At 69.4% G+C, this 26,432-nt stretch carries 19 protein-coding genes; 14 read left to right on the top strand and 5 right to left on the bottom strand.

Going from position 1 to position 26,432, the window contains the following annotated elements; all coding sequences use genetic code 11:
- Positions 1-309: 309 nt before the first annotated feature.
- From NLX83_RS38840 to NLX83_RS38825, 4 genes are all read right to left on the bottom strand, one after another.
- A complete protein-coding gene (locus tag NLX83_RS38840; RefSeq protein ID WP_254240291.1) occupies positions 310-1,662 on the bottom strand; it encodes a Gfo/Idh/MocA family protein in 1,353 nt (450 codons plus the stop codon).
- 111 nt (positions 1,663-1,773) lie between these two features.
- Positions 1,774-2,658: a 1-phosphofructokinase family hexose kinase gene (locus NLX83_RS38835; protein ID WP_254240290.1), complete on the bottom strand. Its 885-nt coding sequence runs from the start codon at positions 2,656-2,658 to the stop codon at positions 1,774-1,776.
- A complete protein-coding gene (locus NLX83_RS38830) occupies positions 2,655-3,494 on the bottom strand; it encodes a class II fructose-bisphosphate aldolase (RefSeq protein WP_254240289.1) in 840 nt (279 codons plus the stop codon). The genes NLX83_RS38835 and NLX83_RS38830 overlap by 4 nt, the downstream gene beginning before the upstream one ends.
- Position 3,495: 1 nt before the next feature.
- The gene (locus NLX83_RS38825) at positions 3,496-4,380 is read right to left on the bottom strand and encodes an SIS domain-containing protein (RefSeq protein WP_254240293.1); all 885 of its coding nucleotides are present in this window, start codon (positions 4,378-4,380) and stop codon (positions 3,496-3,498) included.
- Between the two features lie 115 nt (positions 4,381-4,495).
- Between NLX83_RS38825 and NLX83_RS38820 the strand changes: the two genes are divergently transcribed.
- The 13 genes from NLX83_RS38820 to NLX83_RS38760 all read left to right on the top strand — a co-directional run bounded on the left by NLX83_RS38820 (position 4,496) and on the right by NLX83_RS38760 (position 23,908).
- A complete protein-coding gene (locus NLX83_RS38820; protein WP_254240288.1) occupies positions 4,496-5,281 on the top strand; it encodes a DeoR/GlpR family DNA-binding transcription regulator in 786 nt (261 codons plus the stop codon).
- Between the two features lie 111 nt (positions 5,282-5,392).
- Positions 5,393-6,685, top strand: a complete 1,293-nt coding sequence (locus tag NLX83_RS38815; protein ID WP_254240287.1) for an ABC transporter substrate-binding protein — start codon at positions 5,393-5,395, stop codon at positions 6,683-6,685.
- On the top strand, positions 6,685-7,629 hold the full coding sequence (locus NLX83_RS38810; protein WP_254240286.1) for a carbohydrate ABC transporter permease: 945 nt from the start codon (positions 6,685-6,687) through the stop codon (positions 7,627-7,629). Before NLX83_RS38815 ends, NLX83_RS38810 begins: the two co-directional genes overlap by 1 nt.
- Positions 7,629-8,444 carry a carbohydrate ABC transporter permease gene (locus NLX83_RS38805; protein WP_254240285.1) on the top strand — a complete coding sequence of 272 codons (816 nt, stop codon included), beginning with the start codon at positions 7,629-7,631 and terminating at the stop codon, positions 8,442-8,444. The genes NLX83_RS38810 and NLX83_RS38805 overlap by 1 nt, the downstream gene beginning before the upstream one ends.
- A gap of 138 nt (positions 8,445-8,582) precedes the next feature.
- Positions 8,583-8,735, top strand: coding sequence for a hypothetical protein (locus NLX83_RS38800; protein ID WP_254240284.1), 153 nt, complete (start codon positions 8,583-8,585; stop codon positions 8,733-8,735).
- 123 nt (positions 8,736-8,858) lie between these two features.
- On the top strand, positions 8,859-10,133 hold the full coding sequence (locus NLX83_RS38795; protein WP_254240292.1) for an extracellular solute-binding protein: 1,275 nt from the start codon (positions 8,859-8,861) through the stop codon (positions 10,131-10,133).
- Positions 10,133-11,029 (top strand): carbohydrate ABC transporter permease, encoded by an 897-nt coding sequence (locus NLX83_RS38790; RefSeq protein WP_254240283.1) that lies wholly within the window; start codon positions 10,133-10,135, stop codon positions 11,027-11,029. Before NLX83_RS38795 ends, NLX83_RS38790 begins: the two co-directional genes overlap by 1 nt.
- Positions 11,026-11,844: a carbohydrate ABC transporter permease gene (locus NLX83_RS38785; protein ID WP_254240282.1), complete on the top strand. Its 819-nt coding sequence runs from the start codon at positions 11,026-11,028 to the stop codon at positions 11,842-11,844. The genes NLX83_RS38790 and NLX83_RS38785 overlap by 4 nt, the downstream gene beginning before the upstream one ends.
- Positions 11,845-11,854: 10 nt before the next feature.
- Entirely contained in the window at positions 11,855-13,264 is a 1,410-nt protein-coding gene (locus tag NLX83_RS38780; RefSeq protein ID WP_254240281.1) for a GH1 family beta-glucosidase, read from the top strand.
- Positions 13,265-13,429: 165 nt separating this feature from the next.
- Positions 13,430-14,704 carry a right-handed parallel beta-helix repeat-containing protein gene (locus NLX83_RS38775; protein WP_254240280.1) on the top strand — a complete coding sequence of 425 codons (1,275 nt, stop codon included), beginning with the start codon at positions 13,430-13,432 and terminating at the stop codon, positions 14,702-14,704.
- Complete coding sequence (locus NLX83_RS38770) at positions 14,701-15,378, top strand: hypothetical protein (RefSeq protein WP_254240279.1); 678 nt, start codon at positions 14,701-14,703, stop codon at positions 15,376-15,378. Before NLX83_RS38775 ends, NLX83_RS38770 begins: the two co-directional genes overlap by 4 nt.
- 179 nt (positions 15,379-15,557) lie before the next feature.
- The gene (locus NLX83_RS38765) at positions 15,558-16,703 is read left to right on the top strand and encodes a lytic transglycosylase domain-containing protein (protein WP_254240278.1); all 1,146 of its coding nucleotides are present in this window, start codon (positions 15,558-15,560) and stop codon (positions 16,701-16,703) included.
- A gap of 275 nt (positions 16,704-16,978) precedes the next feature.
- On the top strand, positions 16,979-23,908 hold the full coding sequence (locus NLX83_RS38760; RefSeq protein WP_254240277.1) for an SdrD B-like domain-containing protein: 6,930 nt from the start codon (positions 16,979-16,981) through the stop codon (positions 23,906-23,908).
- Positions 23,909-23,954: 46 nt separating this feature from the next.
- On the opposite strand, the gene NLX83_RS38755 is transcribed toward NLX83_RS38760, so the two are convergent.
- Positions 23,955-25,064: a Dyp-type peroxidase gene (locus tag NLX83_RS38755; RefSeq protein WP_254240276.1), complete on the bottom strand. Its 1,110-nt coding sequence runs from the start codon at positions 25,062-25,064 to the stop codon at positions 23,955-23,957.
- A gap of 429 nt (positions 25,065-25,493) precedes the next feature.
- On the opposite strand from NLX83_RS38755, the gene NLX83_RS38750 reads away from it, so the two are divergent.
- A complete protein-coding gene (locus tag NLX83_RS38750) occupies positions 25,494-26,219 on the top strand; it encodes a TetR/AcrR family transcriptional regulator (RefSeq protein ID WP_254240275.1) in 726 nt (241 codons plus the stop codon).
- The last annotated feature ends 213 nt before the right edge of the window (positions 26,220-26,432 follow it).

Below are 26,432 nucleotides of genomic sequence, written 5' to 3'. Positions count from 1 at the left end.
CGCACAGGAGTGGGTGATCATCTTCGAGCACGGGATACCGAGCTTCATCCCGCCGAAATGGATCGATCCTGATCAGGTGCCGTTGCGGAACATCAGGGTGGATTGCCCACTGATGTTATAACCCGGGACGTCCACAGTGGACGGACGTCCCGGTATGGGCTGGAAGGTAAGGGCGCAACGGATCGGAGGCTTTATCTGGGGTGCGCGTGCCATACGCTCGCGTGCGAGGGCCGGGTTCCTCCCGTGCCCGCCCGGCAGGCCCTCGGCACGCGCGAGGGGCCTCAGGTCAAGCCGACCCCACGCAGGACATCAGGGCTTGGGGGAGTCCAGGCCCGGTCGGGGCTCGCGCCAGCGGCCGCGCGTGAAGTCGGGGAACGGCATGGGCATTCCGTTGCGCTTCAAGGACTCCCCGCTCAACGCTACGGGGGCGCTCCACGCGGCCGAGTCGTAGACGTCGACGTCGGGGACCAGACCGAGGCGGATGGTCTGGATGGTGCGGTACAGCATCAGGTAGTCCATGCCGCCGTGCCCACCGGGACCCGGGCCGATGTCCTTCCACAGCCAGTGGTCATAGGACTTGTAGTCGTTGAAGGAACCCCACTTGTGGCCGCTGGACTTGGGCTCCAGGTAGACGCGCGCGGGATAGTCCTCGAAGACGCCCTTGGTACCGGCGAGCTGGTTGAGGCGGCTGTAGGGGTACGGGTTGGACACGTTGTGCTGAAGGCGGATGAGCCTGCCCTTCTCGGTCTGGATCATGCTCATCGTGGTGTCGCCCTTGACGTAGCGCTCGCGCCACGACGGGTCGGCGGGGTCCTCGTGGGACTTGCGGTAGTCGGCGAGACCCAGGGCCGCCGTCGCCATCGAAGTGATCCGCACCATCCGGTCGCCGCGGTTGATGCCCATGTAGGCGGCGATCGGGCCGAGGCCGTGCGTGGGGTAGTGGTCGGCGTTCAGCTTGGTGTGCCAGGCACGCCGCCACTCGTTGGCGTAGTAGGTGTCGGAGAACAGGAGATCGCGCAGATCGTGGATGTAGGCGCCAGCGCCGTGCAGCAGCTCGCCGAACAAACCCGCGTTGGCCATCCGCAGCACGCGCAGCTCGTTCTGGCCGTAGCAGCAGTTCTCCAGCTGGATGCAGTGCATCCGCGTCCGTTCGGAGGTATCGACGAGCTCCCACAGCTCGGAAATCGTGACGGCGAGCGGACATTCGACACCTACGTGCTTGCCGTTGCGCATCGACGAGATGGCCATGGGCACGTGCCACTCCCACGGCGTGGCCACGTAGACGAAGTCGACGTCATCGCGGCGCAACAGGTTCTCGTAGTCGCGGTCGGACTTGCCGTAGCGCGCGGGGTCGGGCTGACCGGCGGCGCGCACGACCTTGACGGCGCTCTCGACGGTCTCGGGGCGAGTGTCGCAGACAGCGGTGATCTTGACGCCGGGTACCGCGAGGAACAGCGGGAGCATGCCCGCGCCGCGGTTGCCCAGGCCGATGATGCCGATCCGCACGGTCTGCCTCGGCTCGAACGGAACGCCGATCATGCTGCGCCCCTGCGGTTTCGGCCACGAGTCTGCCGTGGCCTCCGCGGTTCCCAAGGCTGCCAGGCCGAGCCCCGCGGCGGTCCCGCCGAGCATCGACCGCCTGGACACCCCGTGCTGTTCCATCGCAACTCCTGAGTGAAGATGAGCGGAATGAGCGTCTTTCGAGCAGATTTGCACACGTGCTGCCGTGATCGCCAGGGGCTGTTGGGCGGAATCGGTAAATATTTTCGGCTGCTACAGCGCTTTCCTCGCGAGAGGCAGGCTTGCGCGAAGCTGCTCGTAGGCATTGACGTCAAAGCCGCCCGCCACCGGATGGAGCACAGCGGCGGCCGAAAGGGCGACAGCCTCCCGCAGGATCGCGGGCCAAGCCGCTGCGGTGTGCAGCCCGGCGGCGATCCCGGCGACGCACGCATCACCTGCACCCGTTGGGTTTCCGGCAAGCGCGCCGGGTGGGGCGAGTCGCCACGACTCGTGCTCCGTCACGGCCAGAAGTCCCTCAGGGCCGAGCGAGGCGACCACGGCTCGCGCACCGCCGCGCAGCAGTGCGGAGGCGCCAGCCTGAGGTGAACTGTGCCCTGTCGCCTCGCGGAGTTCGTCCGCGTTCGGCTTGACCACGTCGGGCCGAGCGGCGATGGCGTGCTCCAGCGCTACGCCCGACGTGTCCACGATCGTCTTGCAGTCCACAATGGACACGAGATGGGCGTAGCCGTCCGGAGGAACACCCGGAGGCATGCTTCCCGAGAGGACGACCACGGTTGCCTCGCGGGCAAGGGAGCGGAAGTGGTCGACGAACGCCTGCCACTCCGCCGCGCTCACCTCCGGACCTGGTTCGTTGAACAGGGTCGCCTCGCCGTCGCCCACCACCGTGACGGTACGCCGCGACTCGTTGCTGATCGGGCTGAAGGAGTGCGGGACCGCGAGGCCGTCGAGCACCGCGCCACCGGCCAAACCCGTTGCCAGCACTGGATGGCCGAGTGCGTGCAGCACCCTGGCGACGTTGATCCCCTTGCCGCCCGCGCGCTGCGAGACACCGAGCACCCGGTGAGCAGCGCCGGGGACCAGCGACGGGACGGTGTAGGTGATGTCCAGCGCCGCGTTGAGAGTGACCGTGAGGATCACGGAGCCGCGCCGAGCACGCCCAGCAGCTTCTCCGTCTCTGCGGCGACAGCTTCCCGGCCCGCGGCGAAGTACTTCCGTGTGTCCACAGTGGAGGGATTGGCCGACAGGTGGGCCCGGACCGCCGCGGTGAACGCCTTGTTCAGGTGGGTGGCGATGTTGACCTTCGTCATGCCGTGCTCGACCGCCGTGGTGAGGTCCTTCTCCGGAACGCCGGAAGACCCGTGCAGCACAAGGGGAACGGGAACGGCGTCGCGTAATCGCGAGATCAGCTCGAAGTCCAGCGCCGCGTCCCTGGTGAGCATCGCGTGCGAGCTGCCGACCGCGACGGCGAGCGCGTCCACGCCGGTCGCCTCGACGAACGAGCGCGCTTCGTCGGGATCGGTGCGCGCGCCGGGGGCGTGCACGCCGTCCTTGCCGCCGACCTCACCCAGCTCGGCCTCCACGAACACGCCGTGCTCGTGGCAGAAACTCGCCACCTCGGCGGTCGCGGCCACGTTGTCCCGGTAGTCGAGCGCGGAGGCGTCGAACATGACGCTGGAGAAACCGAGCGCGACCGCCTCCCGCACCAGCGCCAGCTCCTCGGCGTGGTCCAGGTGCACCGCGACCGGCACGCTCGCCCGTCGCGCCAGGGCGAGCGTCGCCGCACCGATGGGCTCCAGCGCGCCGTGGTAGCGCACGCAGTTCTGGCTGATCTGGAGGATCACCGGAGCGCGGGCGCGTTCGGCGCCGGTGATCAGCGCCTCGGCGTGTTCGAGCTGGATGACGTTGAACGCGCCGACTCCGCGTCCGGCGCGGGCCGCGGGCTCGACGATGGGACCGGTCGGCGAGAGCGGCATCTCAGCTCGCCGCCTTCTGGCCCAGGATGACCGAGCGGGTCAGGTGGCGCGGGTTGTCCGGGTCCAGCCCCTGGGCCTGGGCGAGCGCGACGGCCAGCCGCTGGATCTTGATCAGCTCGGCCATCGGGTCGCCGTCGGAGGTCAGGAACAGCCCGCCCGTCGCGGCGACGTCGTCGGCCAGCCCGGCGGGTGGTTCGCCGAGCATCCACGCGACGCGCTTCGGCCCGGTGATGCTGATCGGGCCGTGCCGGTACTCCATCGCCGGGTACGCCTCGGTCCACGCGCACGCGGCCTCGCGCATCTTCAGCCCGGCCTCCTGGGCGAGGCCGCAGGTCCAGCCGCGGCCGAGGAAGGTGAACTGCTCCGCCTGCACCAGCTCCGCGGGCAGCGGGAACTCCAGCGCGCGTTCGGCATCGACGACGGCGGACTCCAGCGACTCGCCAAGGCTGGCGCGCAACAGGGCCAGCGCCGTGGTGGCGAACCGGGTCTGCACCACCGAGCGCTCGTCGGCGAAGTCCAGCACCACAACGGAATCGGCCAGTTTCATCACCGGGGTCGCCGGGTCCGCGGTGATCGCCACCGTCGGGGTCGTCACGCGGGCGAGCAGGTCGAGCACCTCGGTGGTGGTGCCGGACCTGGTGATCGCCACGACGCGGTCGTAGTCGCGGCCGGCCGGGAACTCCGAAGCCGCGAACGCGTCGGTGAGCCCGTGCCCGGCCGTCTCGCGCAGGACCGCGTACGCCTGGGCGATGAACCACGAGGTGCCGCAGCCCACGACCGCGACCCGCTCGGTGCGCGCGGGCAGGTCCCCGGTGAACAGCTGGGCGGCGCGGCGCCAGCAGTCGGGCTGGCTGGCGATCTCGGACACGACGAAGGGCTGCTCCACCACGTGCGGCCTCCGGGCGGTATGCGCATTAGTGCGCGAAAGTCGGTCTATTCAAGCACCATAGTGCACGACCGGGCGACTACCGTCGAGAGCGGAATGCGCGATCATGTCCCGCGTGAACCGGTATGAGCGGCTGAACGCCCTGCTCGAACTCCTCGCCGAGCGCGGGCGGATCGAGGTCGATGAGATCGCGGAGGAGCTGTCCGCCTCCGCCGCCACCATCCGCCGCGACCTGGACCACCTGGCCGGACAGCAGCTACTGACCAGGACGCGGGGTGGTGCCGTCGCGCACGCGGTGTCCTACGACCTGCCGCTGCGCTACAAGTCCGTGCGGCACGCCGACGAGAAGCAGCGCATCGGTGCGCGCGCGGCGGGGCTGGCCACGCGCGGCTCGGTGGTCGGGCTCAACGGCGGCACGACCGCGACCGAGGTGGCCCGCGCGCTCGCCACGCGCCCCGATCTGCACGAGACGGGCTCCGAGACGGCGCTGACCGTGGTCACCAACGCGCTCAACATCGCCAACGAGCTGGCCGTGCGACCGCAGGTCAAGCTCGTGGTGACCGGCGGGGTGGCGCGGCCGCAGTCCTACGAGCTGATCGGCCCGCTCGCCACGTTGATCCTCGACGAGCTGACCGTCGACGTGACCTTCCTCGGCGTGGACGGGATCGACCCGGTGTCCGGCGCCGCCGCCCACCACGAGGGCGAGGCCAGCATCAACAGGTTGCTCGCGGAGCGGGCGCGCAAGGTCGTGGTGGTGGCCGACTCCTCGAAGATCGGGGCGCGCGCCTTCGCCAGGATCTGCGCGGTGGAGGAACTGAACGTGCTGGTCACCGACGTGGGCGCGGCCATGGAGGACGTGCGGCGGTTCGAGGAGCGGGGCATCGAGGTCATCCGCGTCTGAGTGATCGAAGCTGCTCGAAGTGGCCTCGAAGGGTGTTGACTAGTGCGTGGTTCGCCGCGAATATGAGCGAAATTGCGCAGCCTTCCGCGCAGTCAACCTCCGGGAGCGACGATGGCCCTGCGTGCTTCGACATCCCCGCGCCGCCTTCTCGCGGCCCTGGTGACCAGCGCGCTGGCGCTGACCGTCGCCGGGTGCGGCGGCGGTTCCTCAGGAGGTGGGGGCCTCACGTACTGGTCGATGTGGAAGGAGAGCGAGCCGCAGGCCAAGGTGCTGGCCGACGCGGTGCGCGCCTTCGAGGCCGAGACCGGCGTCAAGGTCAGCGTGCAGTGGCAGGGCCGCGAGGTGCTGAAGAAGGTCACCCCGGCGCTGCGCGGCGGTGACGTGCCGGATCTGGTGGACCAGGAGGAGAACCCGATCCGCGCCACGCTCGTCCAGGCCGACGCGTTCCGCGACCTCAGCGGCGTTTTCGCGGCCGAGGTTCCGGGCAGCGCCAAGTTGGTCTCGCAGGTCGTCTCGGACAAGTACCTCGGCACGCTCAAGAAGGACGGCAAGCCGTTCCTGGTGCCGTACGAGGTGATCGGCCACGGCCTGTGGTTCGACAGCGCGGCGCACGCGGGGGTCGCGGCGAGCCCGCCGAAGACGTGGCAGGACTTCACCGCCTTGCTGGCGAAGAGCAAGTCCGAGGGCCGCAGCCCGATCGCGCTGGACGGCGATATCCCTTACTACAACGCCTATTGGACGATCGGAGCGTTGCAGAACGCGCTCGGTCCGGGCCGGGTTTCCGAGCTGGCGAAGGACCCGACGGGCAAGGCGTGGGACACCCCCGAGGTGCGCGCGGTGCTCGCGTCGGTGCGTGACCTGTCACGACAGGGCTACTTCGCCCCGGGCTTCGACGGCAGCAAATGGCCTGCGGTGCAAGAGAAGTGGGCGCAGGGGCAGGCCGACTTCCTGCTGATGGGCAGCTGGGCGCCGAGTGAGACCGGGGCCAAGGCCAAGTCGGGCATCAGCTACCAGTTCCTGCCGCTGCCCGGCGCTCGGCAGAGCGTCCCGGTCGGCTCGCTCGGGTTCACCATTCCCAAGCGCGCCAAGAACCCCGGGGCCGCCGAGCGGTTCATCGCGTACTTCATGAAGGACCAGCACCTCGGCCGGATCGCGACCGAGGCGAAGAACCTCACGCCGAACCCGGCCCTGCCCGCGCCGCCGGAGCTGGCCGGGCTGGCCAAGGCCACCGCGGAGCTGCCGATCTCGCGCCCGCTGGACGGGCTCGAGGCGGACTACCCCGGCTACGTCGACGAGGTGTTCTACCCCGCCAACGACCTGCTGGTGAAGGGGAAGTCCGAAGTGGACGGTTTCCTGGCGCAGCTGGCCGAGCGGCAGGCCAACTACTGGAAGAAGCACCGCTAGTGGCCGTCACGGCGATCCCGGTCGTCCGGCCCCGCAAGGCCGTGGCGGGCGGCGGCGCGCTGGCCCGGCGGCGCCGCAGGACGTTCTGGCCGTTCCTGTTGCCCGCGCTCGTGATCTACCTGGCGTTCTTCATCGGCCCGGCGCTCGCGTCGCTGTGGATCAGCTTCCACAAGTGGGACGGCGTCGGCGAGATGGAGCCCCGGGGCCTGCAGAACTACGAGATCCTGTTCAGCGACGACACGTTCCTCGCGGCGTTCGGGAACACCCTGCTGATCCTCGTGGTCGTCGGCGCGGCCACGTTCGCGGTGAGCTTCGGGCTGACGATGGTGCTGCGGGACATGCGCGGCAAGCGGTTCGTGCGGGCGGTGCTGTTCTTCCCGTACATCATCTCGCCGCTGGTGCTGTCGGTGCTGTGGGGCTTCCTGTTCCGCACGCCGGAGGGCCTGGTGAACTCCGCGTGGGCCGCGCTGACCGGTGGCACCGGGGTGAACTGGCTCGGCGACCACCTGTTCGGCGTGATCATGATCGGGTTGATCTGGGTGAACACCGGCTTCTACACCACGGTGATCATGGCGGGTGTCGATCGCATTCCGCCGGACCTCTACGAGGACTGCGCGCTGGCGGGAGCCACTGCGTGGCAACGGTTCCGGCACGTCACGTTGCCGCTGTCGTGGGACGTGGTGGCCACGGCGGCGGTGATCTGGACGATCTCCTCGCTGAAGATCTTCGAGTTCATCTACGCGTTCGGCGGCAACACCAACGACATGCCGACGGTGACCGTGTGGAACAGCGCGCTGTTCGTGTACGGGGCGACCTTCGGCGGGCGGACGCCGCAGTACCAGTTCGGCTACGCGTCCGCCTCGGCCGTGGTCACCCTCGCGGTGATCACCGTGCTCGTGGTGCTCCTGCGCAGGCTCCTCCGTCGCGAGGCGGTGGCCTTCTGATGCGGCGGTTCGGGATCGGCGCGGTGTGGGCGCTCGTGGTGTTCAACCTCGGGGTGCTCGGGTGGATGGGTGTGTCCGCGTTGCGCGAGCACACGGCGATCTTCGACACGCCCTGGGGACTGGAGACGTTCGGGCAGATCGAGAACTTCGTGCGCGCGTGGTCGGAGAGCAACTTCGGGCGCGCGGCGCTGAACACCGTGGTGCTTGTCGTGGCTGCTTCGGTTGTCGTCGTGGTGGTGTCGGCGCCTGCGGCGTACGCGTTGGCGAAGAGTCGTACGAGGCTTTCCGGTGCCATGGCGGTGTTCTTCGCGTTGGGCATCGGGATTCCGGTGCAGGTCATCGTGATCCCGCTGTTCGTGCTCATGCAGGACGCCGGGTTGGTGAACAGCCTGTCCGGGTTGTTCGTCCTCTACGTCGCGTTGTCGTTGCCGTTCACCGTGTTCCTGCTGACCGGGTTCTTCGGATCGCTGCCGGAGGAGGTCGAGGAAGCGGCGGAGATCGACGGCGCCGGACCCATCAGAACCTTCGTCCAGATCGTGCTGCCGTTGGCGCGCAACGGTTTGGTGACGGCATTGCTGCTCAACCTGATCGGCCTGTGGAACGAGACGTTCATCGCACTGGTGTTCATCCAGGACAGCGAGAAGCAGACGTTGTCGTTGTCACTGCTCGGTTTCCTCCAGACGCAGCAGTACTCCGGCTCCGACTACGGTGCCCTGCTCGCGGGCGTGTGCATTCTCGTGCTGCCGATGCTCGCGGTCTACGTGTGGCTGGGCAGACGCATCATCGAAGGGCTGACCGTTGGCGCGGTGAAGTAGTGCTGCGGCGCGGGCGGTTGGAACTCCTGGTGACACCACTGGGCGAGGCGGGCGGGATCCACGACCGAAGCACGACAGCGCTACGAGCGATCCCTCGAACTCCGGCGGACCGCGTGGGCATCGCGAGCGCGGACGCCTGTGGCTGGCGAGGAGGCCGCTTCGCTGCTGAAAGCCGGGATCGAGGTGCCTGACCTGCGAGAAGGCGAGGTCAGCCTGGATCGGCTGTGGGCGCGGGCGTGTCCGGGGGAGCCGGTGCCCGCGCGCTACGACTTCCGGATGCGCCGCGGGTAGCGAAACGGATTCAGTTGCTGTTGCCTCTTGACGGGTGACGCGGACCACTGCATCGTGAGAGCGCTCTCGCACCGGTGTCAGTGGGCGGCGACCGAGATCGCGGAGCACGTCGAGGAGGACGGGATGCGCAACAGGACGGTAAGGGTGGCGGTGGCCGCGTGCGCGGCGGCGCTGGTGGGCACGGGGCTCGCCGCGTGCGGCGGGGGATCCGGTTCGGGGCAGACGAGGATCACCATCGCCACCTTCGCCGACTTCGGCTACGAGGACCTCTTCGCCGAGTACGAGAAGGCGCATCCCGGGGTCAAGCTGGAGAACCGCAAGCTGGAGTTCGACGCGCACCACTCGCAGCTGGCGACGCAGCTCGCCGGGGGCAAGGGCGCCGCGGACGTGGTCGCGGTCGAGGAGGGCTGGCTGCCGAAGTTCCGCACCTCCAAGGACAAGTTCGTCAACCTGGCCGAGCACGGCGCGAAGGACCTCGCCGGGCAGTGGCTGGACTGGAAGTGGAACCAGGGCGTCACCGACAACGGTTCCTACGTGCTCGGTGTCGGCACCGACGTGGGCAGCCTCGCGGTCTGCTACCGCAAGGACCTCTTCCAGCAGGCCGGGCTGCCGACCGAGCGCGCCGAGGTGAGCAAGCTCTGGCCGACTTGGGAGGACTACGCCAGGACCGCGGATCGCTTCGCCGAGAAGAAGCCGGACGTCAAGTTCGTCAGCGCCGCCGAGCAGATCTTCCTCGCCATGATCAACCAGGCCGGTGAGGGTTTCTTCGCCAAGGCCGACGACTCGTTCGTCGCCGACACCAATCCCAAGGTGCGCGCGGCCTTCGACCTCTCGGCGGGCCTGGCCGCCAAGGGCCGGACCTCCGGTGTGAAGCCGTTCAGCCAACAGTGGACCGTCGGGCTCAAGCAGGGCGGCTTCGCCACCGAGGTGTGCCCGGCGTGGGCGCTCGCGCAGATCGCCGAGGGCGCGGGCGAGGGCGCCAAGGGCAAGTGGGACGTGGCCTCGGTGCCCGGCGACGGCGGCAACTGGGGCGGCTCGTTCCTGATGGTTCCCAAGCAGGGCAAGAACATCAAGGAAGCGGCCGAGGTCGCCAAGTGGCTCACCGCGCCCGAGCAGCAGAAGAAGATCTTCGACAAGACCGGCAACCTGCCCAGCCAGCCGTCGGTGCTGCGGGACCCCGCCGTGCAGGGCAAGACCAACGAGTACTTCTCCGGCGCGCCGGTCGGCCAGATCTTCGCCGCCTCCGCCGAGAGCCTGAAGCCGAACTACCGCGGCACCCAGGACTCCTTGGTGCGGCCCAAGTTCCAGGAGGCCCTGCTCCGCGTCGAGCAGGGCAAGCAGCAACCGCAGGACGCGCTCACCCAGGCGCTGACCCAGTCCCGCGCTGAGTTGAAGTGATGTTTTCCCGCTGGGACATCCGAATCACGCCGTACCTGCTGATCGCACCGTTCTTCCTGGTGTTCGGCGTGTTCGGGTTGTTCCCGTTGCTCTACACCGCGTGGGTGTCGCTGCACGACTGGCAGCTCGCGGACGGCAACCAGGGCTTCGTCGGGTTCGACAACTACGCGGCGCTGTTGGCGGACCCGTTGTTCTACAACGCGTTGTTCAACACCGTCAGCCTGTTCCTGATCTCAACGGTGCCGCAGCTGCTCGCGGCGCTCGGCCTGGCGGCGCTGCTGGACCGGAGCCTGAAGGCGAAGACCTTGTGGCGCGCGGGAATTCTCCTGCCGAACGTGGTGTCCGTGGTCGCGGTCGCGCTGGTGTTCACCCAGATCTTCGACCGCGACTTCGGCATGGTGAACTGGCTGCTCGGGCTCGTCGGCGTCGACCGGATCGACTGGCAGGCCGGGGTTTTCTCCTCGCACGTCGCGGTGAGCGCCATGGTGATGTGGCGGTGGACCGGCTACAACGCGCTGCTCTACCTCGCGGCCATGCAGTCGGTCCCGCGTGAGCAGTACGAGGCGGCGGAGCTGGACGGGGCCTCGCGCTGGCGGGCGTTCTGGTCGATCACCGTGCCGAGCATCCGGCCGACGATCCTCTACACCGTGGTCGTCTCCACCATCGCCGGGCTCCAGCTGTTCGTCGAGCCCGCGTTGTTCGACCCGAAGGGGACTGCTGGCGTCGGCGGCAGCGACCGGCAGTACCAGACGTTGACGATGTACTTGTACGAGAAGGGTTTCCGGGTGTTCGACGCCGGATACGCCTCGGCCATCGCGTGGATGCTGTTCGTGGTCGTGCTGGTGTTCGCGCTGGCCAACTTCATGGTCACCCGGCGTTCGGTGCGTGACTCGTGAGGCGCCCCGGGGTGTTCGTCTACGGCGGGCTCGCCGCGATCCTGCTCGCCTCGGTGTTCCCGCTCTACTGGTCCTTCGTCGTCGCCAGCAAGGACAACTCGGCGCTCGGCGAGGCCACGCCGCCGCTGGTGCCCGGCGGCAACCTGTTCGCCAACATCGCCAGGGTCTTCGACACGGTGGACTTCTGGGCGGCGGTGCAGAACTCGTTGATCGTGGCGGGCTCGGTGACGGTGTCCAACGTGCTGCTCTCCTCGTTGGCGGGCTTCGCTTTCGCGCGTCTGCGTTTTCGCGGTCGCAACACGCTCTTCCTCGTTGTCGTTGGCACGGCGATGGTTCCGACGCAGCTCGGGGTCATCCCGCTGTACCTGATGATGGCCGAGCTCGACTGGTACGGGCAGCTCCAGGCGGTGATCTTCCCGGCACTGGTCAGCGCGCTCGGGGTCTTCCTGATGCGCCAGGCGTGCGAGGAGGCCGTGCCGCCGGAGCTGGTCGAGGCGGCCCGGATGGACGGCTGCTCGGTGCTCAGCACGTTCTGGCACGTCGGCCTGCCAGCGATCCGGCCACAGGCCGCGGTGCTGGCGATGCTGACGTTCATGACCGCGTGGAACGACTTCTTCTGGCCGCTGATCGTGCTGGACCCCAACGACAGCCCGACCGTCCAGGTCGCGGTGTCCACGTTGGCCAGCGGCCACTTCACCGACTACGCGCTGATGCTGGCGGGCACCTCGATCGGGGTGCTGCCGGTCATCGCACTGTTCCTCCTGCTCGCGCGGCAGGTGGTCGGCGGGATCATGCAGGGTGCGGTAAAGGGATGAGGGGATCACCATGACCACGACCGATCCGGTCCGGGTGGAGACGTCGGAACTGCGTTTCCCCACCGGTTTCCTCTGGGGGAGCGCGACCTCGTCCTACCAGATCGAAGGCGCGTCCACAGTGGACGGTCGGGGACCGTCCATCTGGGACACCTTCGCGGCGACTCCGGGGAAGGTGCTCGGCGGGGACACCGGCGACGTCGCGTGCGACCACTACCACCGCTACCCCGAGGACATCGCGCTGATGCGCGAGCTCGGCCTGCCCGCGTACCGGTTCTCCATCGCGTGGCCGCGGGTGCAGCCCACCGGCTCCAGCGCGATCAACCGCGCGGGGCTCGCCTTCTACGACCGGCTCGTGGACGCGCTGCTCGAGGCAGGCATCCAGCCGCTACCCACGCTCTACCACTGGGACCTGCCACAAGCCTTGCAGGACAACGGTGGTTGGACGGTCCGCGACACGGCTTCGCGATTCGCCGACTACGCGGCGGTTGTGCACTCCCACCTCGGTGATCGCGTCGCCGAATGGACCACGCTGAACGAGCCGTTCTGCTCCGCCTACCTCGGCTACTTCAGCGGTGTGCACGCGCCGGGCGAGACAGACCCGGTCCAGGCGCTGCGAGCACTGCACCACCTGCTGCTCGGGCACGGGCTCGCGACCCAGGCGATGCGCGCGCAGGCGCCCGCCGACCACAAGTTCTCCTTGGTGCTCAACTTCTCCCCGGTGCGCATCGACCACGACGACGAAGCCCACCGCGAGGCGCAGCGCAAGGCTGACGGCCTGCAGAACCGGATCTTCCTCGATCCGGTGGTGCGCGGCGAGTACCCGGCGGACGTGCTCGCCGACATCGCGCACCTCGGCGCACTGGACGCGGTGATCCAGAAGGGCGACCTGGAGGCCATCTCCGCGCCGCTGGACTGGCTGGGCGTGAACTACTACAGCCCGACGCGCGTGGCTCCGGCGTCGCCGGAGTACGTTCCGGAGAGCCACCTGCCCGGGCTGCGCGGCGTCGAGATGCTGCCGCCCCGGGGGGCGCTGACCGGGATCGGGTGGGAGCAGGAGCCCGCCGCGTTGCGGGACCTGTTGGTGTGGCTGAGCGAACAGGCTCCGGGACTGCCGCTGCTGGTGACCGAGAACGGCTCGGCCTTCGACGACGTGGTGACGTCGGAGGGGCGCGTCCACGACACCGGCCGCCGCACGTACCTCGTCGAGCACCTGCGCGCCGTGCACTCGGCCGTGGCCGCGGGTGCGAACGTGCGGGGCTACCTGGCGTGGTCGTTGCTGGACAACTTCGAGTGGGCCTTCGGCTACCGCCAGCGCTTCGGCCTGGTGCACGTGGACTTCGAGACGCAGAAGCGCACCCTCAAGGACTCCGCACGCCTGTTCGCCGACATCGTCCGCACCAACTCCGTGCCCTCCGCCTGACCCTCCACGTCGCCCCCTCACCAATGCCGCGTTTGGGGCGTTAGATTCCCTGAACGACCCGTTCAGGGCATAACGGCGGTGGGGTCGCTCGAACGAGTGGGGGGTGTGCTCGAAGCGGTGTTCCGGGAGGTGGGGGGCGGGGAGTGCGCCTAAGCTCCCGACGCTGTGCAGCCTGCTCCCTCCCTGCGAGCCCTGGTGGGGGCCGCGCTGATGCTGGTGGCCACCGGATGTGCCACCGCGTCCAGCGCGCCCTCCGCCACCGCCGCCCTCGTGCGGGTCCCCGCCGACGCTCCCACGATCTCCCAGGCCGTCACCGCCGTGCGCGAGGGCGGCCTGGTGCTCGTCTCCCCGGGGATCTACCGGGAGAGCGTGCTGATCCGCACGCCGAGGGTCACCCTGCGCGGCACCGACCGCAACGAGGTGGTCATCGACGGCGAGGTGCGCAGGGCCAACGGCGTGGTGGTGACCGCGCCCGGGGTGACCGTGCAGAACCTCACCGTGCGGGACCACACCCTCAACGGCGTGCTGGTCACCGGCATGTCGGACGAGGCGGGCGGGGTGGCGCGCGGCAGCACCGGTTACACCCGCCTGGACACCGCGAAGTTCCCGCCGCTCAACGGTTTCCACATCTCGCACGTCACCGCGAGCAACAACGCACTGTACGGGATCTACGCGTTCAACTCGCGCGCGGGAGTGATCGAGCAGAGTTACGCCTCCGGCAGCGCGGACTCCGGGATCTACGTGGGGCAGTGCAAGCCCTGCGACATCGTGGTGCGCGAGAACGTGGCCGAGCGCAACGCTGTCGGCTACGAGGGCACCAACGCCTCCGGCGGGATGTACGTGCTGGGCAACCGCTTCGTCGGCAACCGGGTCGGACTGACGTCCAATTCGGACTACCTGGAAGCCCTTGTGCCGCAAGAGGACGCCGTGATCATGGGCAACCTGGTCGGCTACAACGCGGAGTCGGCGAGCCCGGCGCAGGCGGACGGCGGGTTCGGGCTGGGCATCGGCATCGCAGGCGGCACCCGCAACCGCGTCGCGCACAACCGCGTCGTCGGCAACCCTGCCGCCGGGATCGTGCTCTCCTCGTCGGAGGACCTGCCGCCGATCGACAACACGGTCACCGGGAACGTCATGGAGGACAACGGTTTCGACTTCGTCTACGCCGCGACCGAGCGGGCGAAGGGGCGGGGCAACTGCGTGCGGGAGAACACGCTGACCACGATCCGCCCGGAGCCCGCCGAGTGCTTCGAAGGTGCCGGGGCGCCGATGCCGCGCATGTCGGCGCCGCGCGGGATGGCCTTCCGCGCCGTGGCCCGGCCACTGAGCCAGCCCAACATGGCCGACCCGCCCGTGCTGAGGGCCGGTCCGGGCGACCTCGCGAGCTACGGCGTTCCCCCGCTGAACCTGTTCCTCGACCGCGCGGGGGTGCGGCCATGAGGCGCGGCGCCCTGGTTCTCGTCGTGGCCGCGGCGCTCCTCGCGGGGTGCGCCGCCGAGCCCCGCCCACTGTCCACTGTGGAGGCCGAGCGGCTGGCGATGATCCGCTACACCGCCTACGAGTCGAAGGTCCTCGGCCTGCGGGCCCGGGTGCCGACGCCCGGCGGTGCCCTGGTGCTGGACGGGCGGGTGGACGTCGCCGAGCACGTCGGCTACGCCACGCTGCGCACCGAGGGCCGCGATGACGACGCCTCCGCCGGGCTGCTCCAGTGGAGCCTGGGCAAGGTGGCGTTCAACGGCAAGCGCTCCGCCGCGCCCATCGACCCGCCCCCGCTCGAAGGCTGGCAGCTGCGGCCGATGCAGACCAGCGGGTCCGAACTCGACGGTGTGCTGCGGCTGCTGCTCAACCTCGGCTCCGACCGGCCGGAGAACGCCCAGCTGCTCCAGCAGAGCACGGCGCGCTGGACGGGCTCGGAGGACGTCCGCGGCAAGCGGGTGGACGTCTTCGAGGGGCCGAGGACGTCGGGCGGCGAGTCGCGGCTGAAGTACTGGGTGGACGGTGACGGCAGGCTGCACCGGGTGCAGGCGCGGATGGGCGAGGGCCAGGAACCCGCGGTCGTCGACCTGGTGCCGGGCGGGGCGCCGATCATCGTCCTTCCGCCGCTGAGCGGCTAGCCCTCTTTCCCTGATTCCCCTTTTCGGGGATTCGCCGCGACAAATACATCGCCGCCATGAATGCTGGCGTGGTTGGGTCTAGCGAAAGGGTGGCTGTGGCTCTGTGTGCACTCCATCTGGACAGGACTGGCCGAAAGAGGGTTCGCGTCGCGCTCTCGGTGACGATTACCGCGCTCCTCGTGCCATTGGCATTCGGTTCCGCGCGGTCGCACCAGGCCCCCGAGCCGTCGCGCCCGGTTTCCGAGGCGTACGCGTTGCTCGGCACGCTCCGTGACCTCAGCACGCCGGACTCGGACGATGTCAGCCAGCAGCTCGTCGACGCGCTGCGGACCGGCCCCGACCTGACCGAGACCGCGACCGCCACCGCGCTCTGGGAGGACGCGCCCTACGACCCGGCCAGGGACATCGGGTACGGCATCCCCGGCCCGGTGCTCGACGCCTACCTCCGCGCCGACCGCGCGCTCGCCAAGACCATGCCCAAATGTGGGCTGCACTGGTCCTACCTGGCGGGCATCGGCAAGGTCGAGTCCAACCACGCGCGGGGCCGCGTCGACGCGCACGGCACCACCCCGACCCCGATCCTCGGCCCGGTGCTGGCCGGGGGGCCCGGCATGGCGGCGATCGCCGACACCGACGGCGGCAGGCTCGACGGCGACCCGGTGTGGGACCGCGCGGTCGGGCCGATGCAGTTCATCCCCGGCACCTGGGCCCGCTACGGCGTCGACGGCAACTCCGACGGGGTCGTCGATCCGCACAACATCTACGACGCCGCGCTCTCCGCGGGCCGCTACCTCTGTTCTGGTGGCCTTGACCTGCGCGAACCCGATCAGCTCGTGACCGCGGTGTTCCGCTACAACCACTCCAACGCCTACGTCAGCAAGGTGCTCGGCCTGGCCGTGGGGTACTCGCTGGGCATCGCCCCGCTGCCCGACCTGCCGCCGCTGGTGCAGCGCGTCCGGCCCGCGGCTCCCGCGCCGGCGCCCGCCCCGACGACCACCAGCGCGCCCCCGGCGCCGCTGCCGCCGTGTCCCGTCCCGGCGACCAGCGGTCCACGGCGGCCGACGACCACCACGCCGACGTCCACCACCACCCCCGCGCCGACCACGACATCCGCTCCGTGCACCCCGGTCACCTCCACCACGACCCCGTCGCCGAGCCCTTCGCCGACCACCTCGACCGGGCCGATCCGGCGCCCGCCGCTGCCGTCGCGCACCACCACCCCGATTCCCCCGACCACGTCGCCCACCCCCTCGTCCTCACCCGTCAGGGGCTCCATGCCGAGCACGGCGTCCCGTTCGGGAACGGTCCCGCCCGGCGCCCCCTGAGCCCTTCACGCTCCGTGTCCGGCTCACCCGAACCGCGCGGCGGACCCGGGTGGCGAACCCGGGTGAACCGCTCGCAATTCCGTGTCGAAAACGCCGGGAATGAATCGCCTGAAGGTGTGGTTTCACGTCCGGCGGAAACCGATCTCACTATGCATAATCGTGGCGTCCATTAAGGACTGTCGTATCCGGGATAAGCAGGCCGGGAGATGCGCGTGAAACGGTCGACACTGATAGCCCTGGTATTCGCCATAGTCGCGAGTAGTGCCGTGGGGCTGGTGAACGCGCCACCGGGTCAAGCCGGGGCCGGGGACGGAACGCTCAACGTCCGAGTCGTCCGCGACGTGAACGGGAATGGTTCCTACGAGGCCGCGCTCGAAGTCGGCGTCGCCGGGATCCCGGTCACCGTCACCGCCCCGAACGGCACCACGGCCAAGGGCACCACGGCGGCCAACGGCACCGTCGCGGTCAACCTCGGCGCGGTCTCCGGCGGCAAGTACCGGGTCGAGGCGGAGATCCCCGCCGCCATGTCCTACCTCCAGCCCGCGCCCGCGGGCGGGAACCTGTCCAGCCTGACGGAGTTCGTCGACGTCTCCGGCGGCAAGAACGTCTCGCTGACCATGGGTGTGTGGAACCCGGCGGACTACTGCCAGGCCAACCCCACGATGGTCACCGCCTGCCAGCGCAACATCCGGTCCGTCGCCAACGACGCGGCGGCCAGGTCGCTGATCACCTTCCCGGCGACCGCGCGCGGCGACAAGACCGACCCGAAGAAGCTGTCCACCCAGGGCACGACGGGAACGGTCTTCGGCCTGGCCTACCAGCGCGACACCAAGCGCGTGTTCTCCAGCGCCATGGCCAAGCGGCTCACGCCCTACGGCCCGGCGGGCGCCGGTGGTATCTACGTGACCGACTCGGCGACCGGGGCGACCAAGACCTTCGCCACGGTGCCGAGCGCGGGCTCCACCACACACGCGATGAACTCCAATCACGACGGCCCGTTCTTCGACGTCGTGGGCAAACAGAGCCTTGGTGGGCTTGAACTGTCCGAGGACGACACCGAGCTGTACGTGGTCAACCTGAGCGACCGCAAGCTCTACGTCTACGACGCCACCCAAGCGACTGCGAGCGCCCCCAAGGGGTCCTACGCGATCCCGAACCCCGGCTGTGCGGCTGCCGGAGACTGGCGGCCGTTCGGCCTCGGTGTGCGCGACGGCGTTGTGTACGTCGGTGGTGTCTGCAGCGGACAGTCGTCCAACAAGCAGGCCGACCTGAAGGCCGTCGTGCAGACGTTCAAGGGCGGCACGTTCGCCACGGTGCTGACCAAGGCGCTGACCTTCGAACGCGGCACCGCCTACACCAGCCACCCGGGCAGCAACAAGTGGTACCCGTGGATGGGCAGCTGGGCGCCGCGCGACGGCTTCATCACCAACGCCGCCGCGGACGGGGTCTCGAACACCACGAACCCGTCGCCGATGTTGACCGACATCGACATCGAGGCAGACGGCGACCTGGTGCTGGCCTTCCGCGACCGCTGGGGTGACCAGACGGGAACCGAGGCGTCCGCGCCCGACGGTTCGACCAAGCCGACGAAGCTGTTCAACGGCATGTCGGGTGGTGACCTCAACCGCGCTTGCAAGAGCGGCAACGGTTACGTCTGGGAGGGCGGCACCGGCTGCAAGAACAACAACTCCGGTGGCGCGGTCAGCGGCAACGAGCCGACCTCGGTGGTCGAGTACTACCCGGGTGAGTACTTCCGGCTCAACGAGAACCGCGTCTCGCACAGCGAGACCTCGCAGGGCGCGACCGCGCTGCTGCTGCAGAACCAGCGCATGCCCGTGGTCGTGATGGACCCGCTGCGGGTGAACACTGGCGGCATCGGCTGGTTCGACCGGACCAACGGCACGATGGAGAACTACCCGAACCACAGCAACGGCTACGAGATCGGCAACAACGACTCCGAGGGCTTCGGCAAGTCCAACGGCCTCGCCGACCTGGAAGCGCTGTGCGACCTGGCTCCGGTGCAGATCGGCAACCGCGTCTGGTTCGACACCGACAGCGACGGCGTCCAGGAGGGCGGCGAGCCCGCGCTCCCCGGCGTGAAGGTGCAGCTGGTGCCTTGCGCGGGTGGCGCGGCGCTGGCCACGAAGACCACGAACGCCAAGGGCGAGTACTACTTCAACGCAGCGGACGGGGTGAAGCCCAACACCTGCTACACGCTGAAGTTCGACTACTCCGGCGTGAACACCGGCAGCCTGCCGGGCAAACCACCCGTCTCCTCGTTGGCGTGGACCGCGAAGGAGGCCGGGCCGAGCCGCAGCGTCGACTCGGACGTCGACCCGGCCGGTACCGCCAAGGTCGAGCTGGGCAAGGCGGGCTCGGTCGTCAACACCGTCGACGCCGGTGTGGTCGGCAGTCCGCCGAACTCGGTCGGTGACCTGGTGTGGGCCGACACCAACCGCAACGGCGTCCAGGACGAGGGCGAGCCCGGTGTGCCCGGGGTGAAGGTCACCGCGCAGCGCCCGGACGGCACGCCGCTCGGGACTCCGGCCACGACCGGACCGGACGGCAAGTACCGCATCACGCCACTGCCCGACGGCCCGGTGAAGGTCTGCTTCGACCTCAGCGCGCTCGCCGGACAGTACGCGGGGTACCAGCTGACGAAGGCCAACGCGGGCGACGACGGCAAGGACTCCGACGCCGATCCTGCGACGAAGTGTTCTGCCCCAACGACTTTGGGACCGGACAAGCGTGAGGACCTGACACTGGACGCGGGTCTGCGTCCGCCGAACAGGCTCGGTGACTTCGTCTGGAACGACACCAACAAGAACGGTTTGCAGGACCCGGGTGAGCCGGGTGTGCCGAACGTTCCGGTGACGGTGAAGGACGACAAGGGCACCGAGGTCGGCAAGACGACCACGGACGCCAACGGCAAGTACCTGTTCGACAAGTTGCCGGACGGCACGTTCACGGTCTGCTTCACGGCGCCTGGTGATCTCCAGTTCACCAAGCCCGCCGCGGGTGACGCGGGGATGGACTCCAATGCCGATCCGGGCACTGGGTGTTCCACGCCGGTGACGCTCAACGCCGACAAGCCCGAGGACCTGACCGTCGACGCGGGTCTTTCCCCGCCGGTGAACCGCATTGGTGACCTGGTGTGGGCTGACACCAACAAGAACGGCCTTCAGGACGAGGGTGAGAAGGGCGTTCCGGGCGTTTCCGTGACGCTGCAGAAGGCGGACGGTGCGGAGGTCTCCAAGACCACGACGGACGGAGGAGGCAAGTACCTCTTCGAAGGTATGCCGGACGGTTCCTACAAGGTCTGCTTCGCGCTGAGCGCGCTTCCGGCCGACTACGCCGGATACACGCCGACCACCGCGAACGCCGGTGACGACGCGAAGGACTCCGACGCCGACCCGGCGACCGGGTGCTCCGCGCCGGTGACGGTCGGTCCGGGCGCGCGGTCGAACCTGACCGTGGACGCGGGCATCGTGAGCCCACCGAACAAGCTCGGTGACCTCGTCTGGAACGACACCAACAAGAACGGCCTCCAGGACCCGGGCGAGCCCGGCATCCCCGGTGTGACCGTGACGGTGAAGGACGACAAGGGCACCGAGGTCGGCAAGACGACCACGGACGCCAACGGCAAGTACCTGTTCGACAAGTTGCCGGACGGCACCTTCACGGTGTGCTTCGCGGCGCCGGGTGATCTCCAGGTCACCAAGCCGAACGCGGGTGATGCGGCGAAGGACTCCAACATCGACCCGGCGACCGGATGCTCTCCGGCCGTGCCGCTGGGCGCGGGCAAGCGGGAAGACCTCACGGTCGACGCCGGTTTCGCGCCTCCGGTGAACCGGGTCGGTGACCTGGTGTGGTTGGACCGCAACAAGAACGGCCTCCAGGACGACGGTGAGCCGGGCGTGCCCGGGGTGCCGGTGTCCGTGCAGAAGGAGGACGGGACCGAGGTCGGCAAGGCCACGACGGGACCCGACGGCAAGTACCTCGTCGAGGGCGTGCCGGACGGTTCGTACAAGGTCTGCTTCGCGCTGAAGTCGCTCACCGGTGACTACGCGGGTTACCAGGCCACCAAGGCCAACGCGGGTGACGAAGCGAAGGACTCCGACGCCGATCCGGCGACGGGGTGCACGACTCCGGTGACGGTCGGTCCGGGTGCGCGGGAGAACTTGACCGTGGACGCGGGCATCGTGAGTCCGCCGAACAAGCTCGGTGACCTCGTCTGGAACGACACCAACAGGAACGGTTTGCAGGACCCGGGTGAGCCGGGTGTGCCGAACGTTCCGGTGACGGTCAAGGACGACAAGGGAACCGAGGTCGGCAAGACCACGACCGGCCCGGACGGCAAGTACGTCGTGGACAACCTGCCGGACGGCACGTTCACCGTGTGCTTCGCGGTCACCGGCGATCTCCAGTTCACCAAGCCGAACGCGGGCGACGCCGGGATGAACTCCGACGCCGACCCGGCGACCGGGTGCTCGACGCCGGTCACGCTCGGCCCGGGCAAGCGGGAGAACCTCACCGTCGACGCGGGCCTGGTCCCGCCGGTCAACCGCATCGGTGACCTGGTGTGGAGCGACACCAACAAGAACGGCCTTCAGGACGACGGCGAGCCGGGTGTCCCCGGGATCGTCGTGACGCTCCAGAAGCCGGACGGCACGGCTGTCGGCAGGGACGTCACGGGTTCGGACGGCAAGTACCTCTTCGAGGGCATGCCGGACGGTTCCTACAAGGTCTGCTTCGACCTGAAGGCGCTCCCGGCCGACTACGCGGGCTCCACGGCGACGACGCCCAACGCGGGTGACGACGGCCGTGACTCCGACGCGGACCCGGTGACCGGGTGCACCACGCCGATCACGGTCGGCCCGGGTGCGCGGGAGAACCTGACTGTTGACGCGGGCATCGTGAGCCCGCCCAACAAGCTGGGTGACCTGGTGTGGAACGACACCAACCGCAATGGCGTCCAGGATCCGGGCGAGCCGGGTGTTCCCGGTGTGACCGTCACGGTGAAGGACGACAAGGGAACCGAGGTCGGCAAGACCACGACGGGTCCGGACGGCAAGTACTTGTTCGACAAGTTGCCGGACGGCACGTTCACGGTCTGCTTCGCGGCCACGGGTGATCTCCAGCTGACGAAGGCCAACGCGGGCGACGCGGGCAAGGACTCGGACGCCGACCCGGCGACCGGGTGCACCGAGCCGGTCACCCTCGGCCCCGGCAAGCGGGAGGACCTGACGGTCGACGCGGGCTTCGCGCCTCCGGTGAACCGCATCGGTGACCTGGTGTGGATCGACACGAACAAGGACGGTCTCCAGAACGACGAGGAGCCCGGCGTGGCCGGTGTTTCCGTGTCGCTGCAAAAGGAGGACGGCACCGAGGTCGCCAAGACCACGACCGACAAGAACGGCAAGTACCTCTTCGAGGGCATGCCGGACGGCTCCTACAAGGTCTGCTTCACGGCTACCGCGGGCTTGGCGTTCACCAAGTCCAAGGCGGGTGCCGCGGGGACCGACTCCGACGCCGACTCGGCGACCGGGTGCACCACGCCGGTCACCGTGGGTCCGGGCAAGCGCCAGGACCTGACGCTGGACGCCGGTCTGGTCACTCCGCCGAACAAGCTGGGTGACCTGGTGTGGAACGACACCAACCGCAACGGTGTCCAGGACCCGGGCGAGCCCGGCGTCCCGAACGTCACCGTGGTCGTGAAGGACGACAAGGGAACCGAGGTCGGCAAGACCACTACGGGTCCGGACGGCAAGTACTCGTTCGACAAGTTGCCGGACGGCACGTTCACGGTCTGCTTCACCGCCACCGGTGACCTCCAGTTCACCAAGCCGACCGCGGGCGACGCCGCGACGGACTCCGACGCCGACCCGGCGACCGGGTGCTCCAAGCCGGTCAAGCTCGGCGGCGACAAGCGGGAGGACCTGACCGTCGACGCCGGTCTCGCGCCTCCGGTGAACCGCATCGGTGACCTGGTGTGGAACGACACCAACAAGAACGGCCTCCAGGACGACGGCGAGCCCGGCGTTCCCGGAGTGACCGTGACGGTGAAGGACGACAAGGGCGCCGAGGTCGCGAAGACCACGACGGGACCCGATGGCAAGTACCTCGTCGAGGGAGTGCCGGACGGCTCGTACACGGTCTGCTTCGGCACCTCCGCGGACATGGTCCTGACCAAGTCCAAGGCCGGGGACACCGCGAAGGACTCCGACGCCGACTCCGCGACCGGGTGCAGTGCGCCGGTCACCGTGGGGCCGGGCAAGCGGGAGAACCTGACGGTGGACGCCGGTCTGGTCGCCCCGCCGAACAAGATCGGTGACTTCGTCTGGGTCGACACCAACCGCAACGGCGTTCAGGACCCGGGCGAGCCCGGTGTCCCGGACGTGCCGGTGGTGCTGCGCGACCCGAACGGCAAGGAGGTCACGGTGAAGACCGGGCCGGACGGCAAGTACGTCTTCACGGACGTGCCGGACGGCGAGTACGAGGTGTGCGTCGACCTGAAGTCGTTGCCCACCAAGTACTCCGGCTACATGCTGACCAAGCCGTCGACCGGTGACGAGGCGAAGGACTCCGACGCCGACCCCGCGACCGGGTGCGCCCCGGTCACCGTGGGGCCGGGCAAGCGGGAGAACCTGAACATCGACATCGGCATCGTTGAGCCGGGCAACCGGATCGGCGACACCGTGTGGGTCGACCGCAACCGCAACGGCGTTCAGGACTCGGGCGAGCCCGGTGCGCCTGACGTGCCCGTGGCGCTGAAGGACGCAGGAGGCAAGGAGATCGCGAAGGTCACCACGGACGCTGACGGCAAGTACCTCTTCGACGGGGTGCGCGACGGCAGCTACACGGTGTGCTTCGCGGCGGGCACGCTGCCCGCGGCGCTGACCGGGCACAAGTTCACCAAGCCCTGGGTCGGCGACCCGGCGACCGACTCCGACGCGGACCAGTCCACGGGCTGCTCCAAGCCGGTGGCGGTCGGCCCGGCCAACCGCGAGGTGCTGACGGTGGACGCGGGCCTCACCCCGCCGCCCGGCACTTCCCCGTCGGGTTCGGGGAGCACGCCGGTGAAGACCGGCAAGCTCGCCGACACCGGTGTGGACACGGGCTGGCTGCTGGTCCTCGGCCTGCTCTCGCTGGCCGGTGGCGGTCTGCTGCTGCTCTTCGCTAGGAGGTGCAGGCGGGAGAGCTAGCTAGCTTTTCCAGGACCGGGGGCGCGAATCGCGCCCCCGGTTCTTTTTATGAGAAGAAGCGGTCGAGGGGGAGACCGGGCAGCACCAGGAAGGTGCCGGAGGCCGTGGTGGTGGAGAAGCTCATCAGTCGGTCGCCTTCGTCCAGGCGGTGCTGCGTCGCCACGAAGGTGCGCAGCTCGCGCTGGAACGAGATGAAGAGCAGGCCGCGGTCGTCCGGGCCGTCGTCGAAGCTGTAGGAGCGGCGCAGCATGACCCCCGAGCCGCTGGTGAGCGGGTGCGCCCGGCGCACGTGCGAGTCGGCGGGAACCCGGTACTGGCCGTCCGCGGTCTTCGCGCCCAGGTCCACCTCGGCGTCCGGGCCACCGCCGGAGAGCGGCTCCGCCGAATCGCGGCGGCGGCCGAAGACCCGCTCCTGCTCGGCGACCGGGAGGGCGAGGAAGGCGTTCGCGTCCAGCCGCATCCGCCGCACCACCGCGATCGTGCCCCCGCGAACTCTTTCCGGACCGTCAAGCCAGACCTCGCGGTCCAGCTCCCGGTCACCGCGCGGGACCACGATCCCGTCCATGAAGCCGAGCATGTTGCGGGCCGCCCCGTCCGGCCGCGACGCGCCGCGGAAAGCCGTCTGCCGCCAGCGCGGACGCAGTGCCCCGACCCTGCTCAGCTCGCCGACCGCGAGCGACACCACGAGCGGGTCGCTCCCGCAGACCTGGAGCATCAGGTCGCCGCCGCGGTGCTTCAGCCGTTCGTTGGCGAAGGTCGGCAGGTCCTGCGCTCCCGGCAGCTTCGGGTCGACCGCCGCGACCAGGCGGGGACCGATGCCGACCGTGACGGTCAGCGCGCTCGGGGCGAGCCCGGCCAGCGCGGGGGCCGCACCCGTCGCCAGCGCGGCGATCAGCTCGCTCCAGCGCTTGAGCAGTTGCCGTGCGTCTCCTTGGGTGTCCCATATGGACAGATCGCAGTGGCGTTGGGCGATGGGCGGATCGGCGATGCCCGCCTGGCGGGGGCCGTCGGCGCGGACCGCGTCCAGCGGCTCGGTCGCGGTGGTGGGGGCCGGGGGGCGCTGAGGAGCGGAGCAGGCGGCCAGCGCTCCCAGGGCACCCGCGCCCGCGCCGAGCAACAGCGTGCGCCGGTCGGGCCGGGGTCGGGGGAAAGACACGGCGGCATTCTGCCCAGCCGCCCCGCTTTGCCCGGCGGACGCGCACGACCCACCCCCGCGAAGCCCCCAAACCGGTGAACCCCCACGTTGTGCCCTGAACGGGTCGTTGAGGGCTCCCAACGCCCCGAACGACCCGTTCAGGGCCCCCAACGCCCCAAATGAGTCATTGGGGTACTTCAGCGCCCCCAATGACTCATTCAGGGCATCGTGACGCCCAGGGTTCGCCAGTCTTCAAGTACCACCAACCCCCACCCCAGCGGTCTTTAACCACCCCCAACCCCCACGCACCCGCCAACGCCAGTGCCCTGAACGAGTCGTTCAGGGCACTGAGGGCCCCGAACGACCCGTTCAGGGAATCCAACGCCCCGAACGAGCCGTTCGCGGCGCGGCGGTTTGGCGCGCTGGGGTGTCCGTGATCCTGGGCGTCGAGTGCGGGAACACGCGTCCGACCGCCCGCTGCGCGCGCCGGACGGCCGCGCCGAGTGGGCGGAGCTCCTCGCCGAGCAGGCGGCGGGTACCCTGCTCCGACCATCGCAGGCCCCTGGGGAGGGAACGCGCGTGCCGGAACCCGTCGTGCCACGGCCGAGGAAGGTCCCGCTGAGCGACCCCGATCGGCAGCGGGAGATCTTCGGCGCGACGCTGGCGGTGCTCGCCGAGGTCGGCTACGAGCGCTTCAACATGGACCTGATCGCCAAGCGGGTCCGCGCCAGCAAGGCGACGCTGTACCAGTACTGGCCGGTCAAGGCGGCGCTGATCCTGGACGCGCTCAAGGTCAACGAGGTGCCGCACGTCGACCCGGACACCGGGTCGCTGGTGCAGGACATCCGGGCGCTGCTGCGGTCCTGGGTGAGCGCGCAGACCCCGTACACGCGGGGCATCCTGCTCGGGCTGATGGAGGGCGGGCGCCGGGACGAGGAGATGGCCCGGATGTACGCCGAGCGCATCGCCCAGCAGCAGGAACCCATGCTGCACATCATCCTGGCCCGCGCGGTGCAGCGCGGCGAGGTGCCGGAGGGGGTCGACGTGGGCCTGCTCGCCGACCTCCCCGCGGCGATCTTCCTGCTCCGCCTGATGACCACCAACGACGAGGTGGACGACGTCCTGGTGGACCGCATGGTCGACGGCCTGATCATCCCGCTGCTGCGCCGCGGCTGACGGGTCAGAGGGTCCGTTCCGGGCCGCTCGCCCTGATGCTGAAGCTGCCGTCGGGGTTCGCCGTGCCGATCTTGGAGGAGAAGCGCAGCTTCTTGCCTGCCTTCACGTTCAGGACGTAGACGGTGTAGGGCTTGCCGGGGCCGAGGGATTCTCGTACCCGGCATAGCCGGGCTCCCAGGTGGACATGCCCATGTCGTACTTCTTGTTGTATTT

Source organism: Allokutzneria sp. A3M-2-11 16 (genome assembly GCF_024213555.1).
In the GTDB taxonomy this organism is placed as follows: Bacteria; Actinomycetota; Actinomycetes; order Mycobacteriales; family Pseudonocardiaceae; genus Allokutzneria.
This window is presented reverse-complemented; position numbering and strand designations above follow the sequence as displayed.

Bases quoted from the DNA above. Each gene is read 5' to 3' on its own strand.
- NLX83_RS38840 (WP_254240291.1), bottom strand. From the start codon at position 1,662: ATGGAACAGCACGGGGTGTCCAGGCGGTCGATGCTCGGCGGGACCGCC.
- NLX83_RS38830 (WP_254240289.1), bottom strand. From the start codon at position 3,494: ATGCCGCTCTCGCCGACCGGTCCCATCGTCGAGCCCGCGGCCCGCGCC.
- NLX83_RS38815 (WP_254240287.1), top strand. From the start codon at position 5,393: ATGGCCCTGCGTGCTTCGACATCCCCGCGCCGCCTTCTCGCGGCCCTG.
- NLX83_RS38805 (WP_254240285.1), top strand. From the start codon at position 7,629: ATGCGGCGGTTCGGGATCGGCGCGGTGTGGGCGCTCGTGGTGTTCAAC.
- NLX83_RS38795 (WP_254240292.1), top strand. From the start codon at position 8,859: ATGCGCAACAGGACGGTAAGGGTGGCGGTGGCCGCGTGCGCGGCGGCG.
- NLX83_RS38790 (WP_254240283.1), top strand. From the start codon at position 10,133: ATGTTTTCCCGCTGGGACATCCGAATCACGCCGTACCTGCTGATCGCA.
- NLX83_RS38780 (WP_254240281.1), top strand. From the start codon at position 11,855: ATGACCACGACCGATCCGGTCCGGGTGGAGACGTCGGAACTGCGTTTC.
- NLX83_RS38770 (WP_254240279.1), top strand. From the start codon at position 14,701: ATGAGGCGCGGCGCCCTGGTTCTCGTCGTGGCCGCGGCGCTCCTCGCG.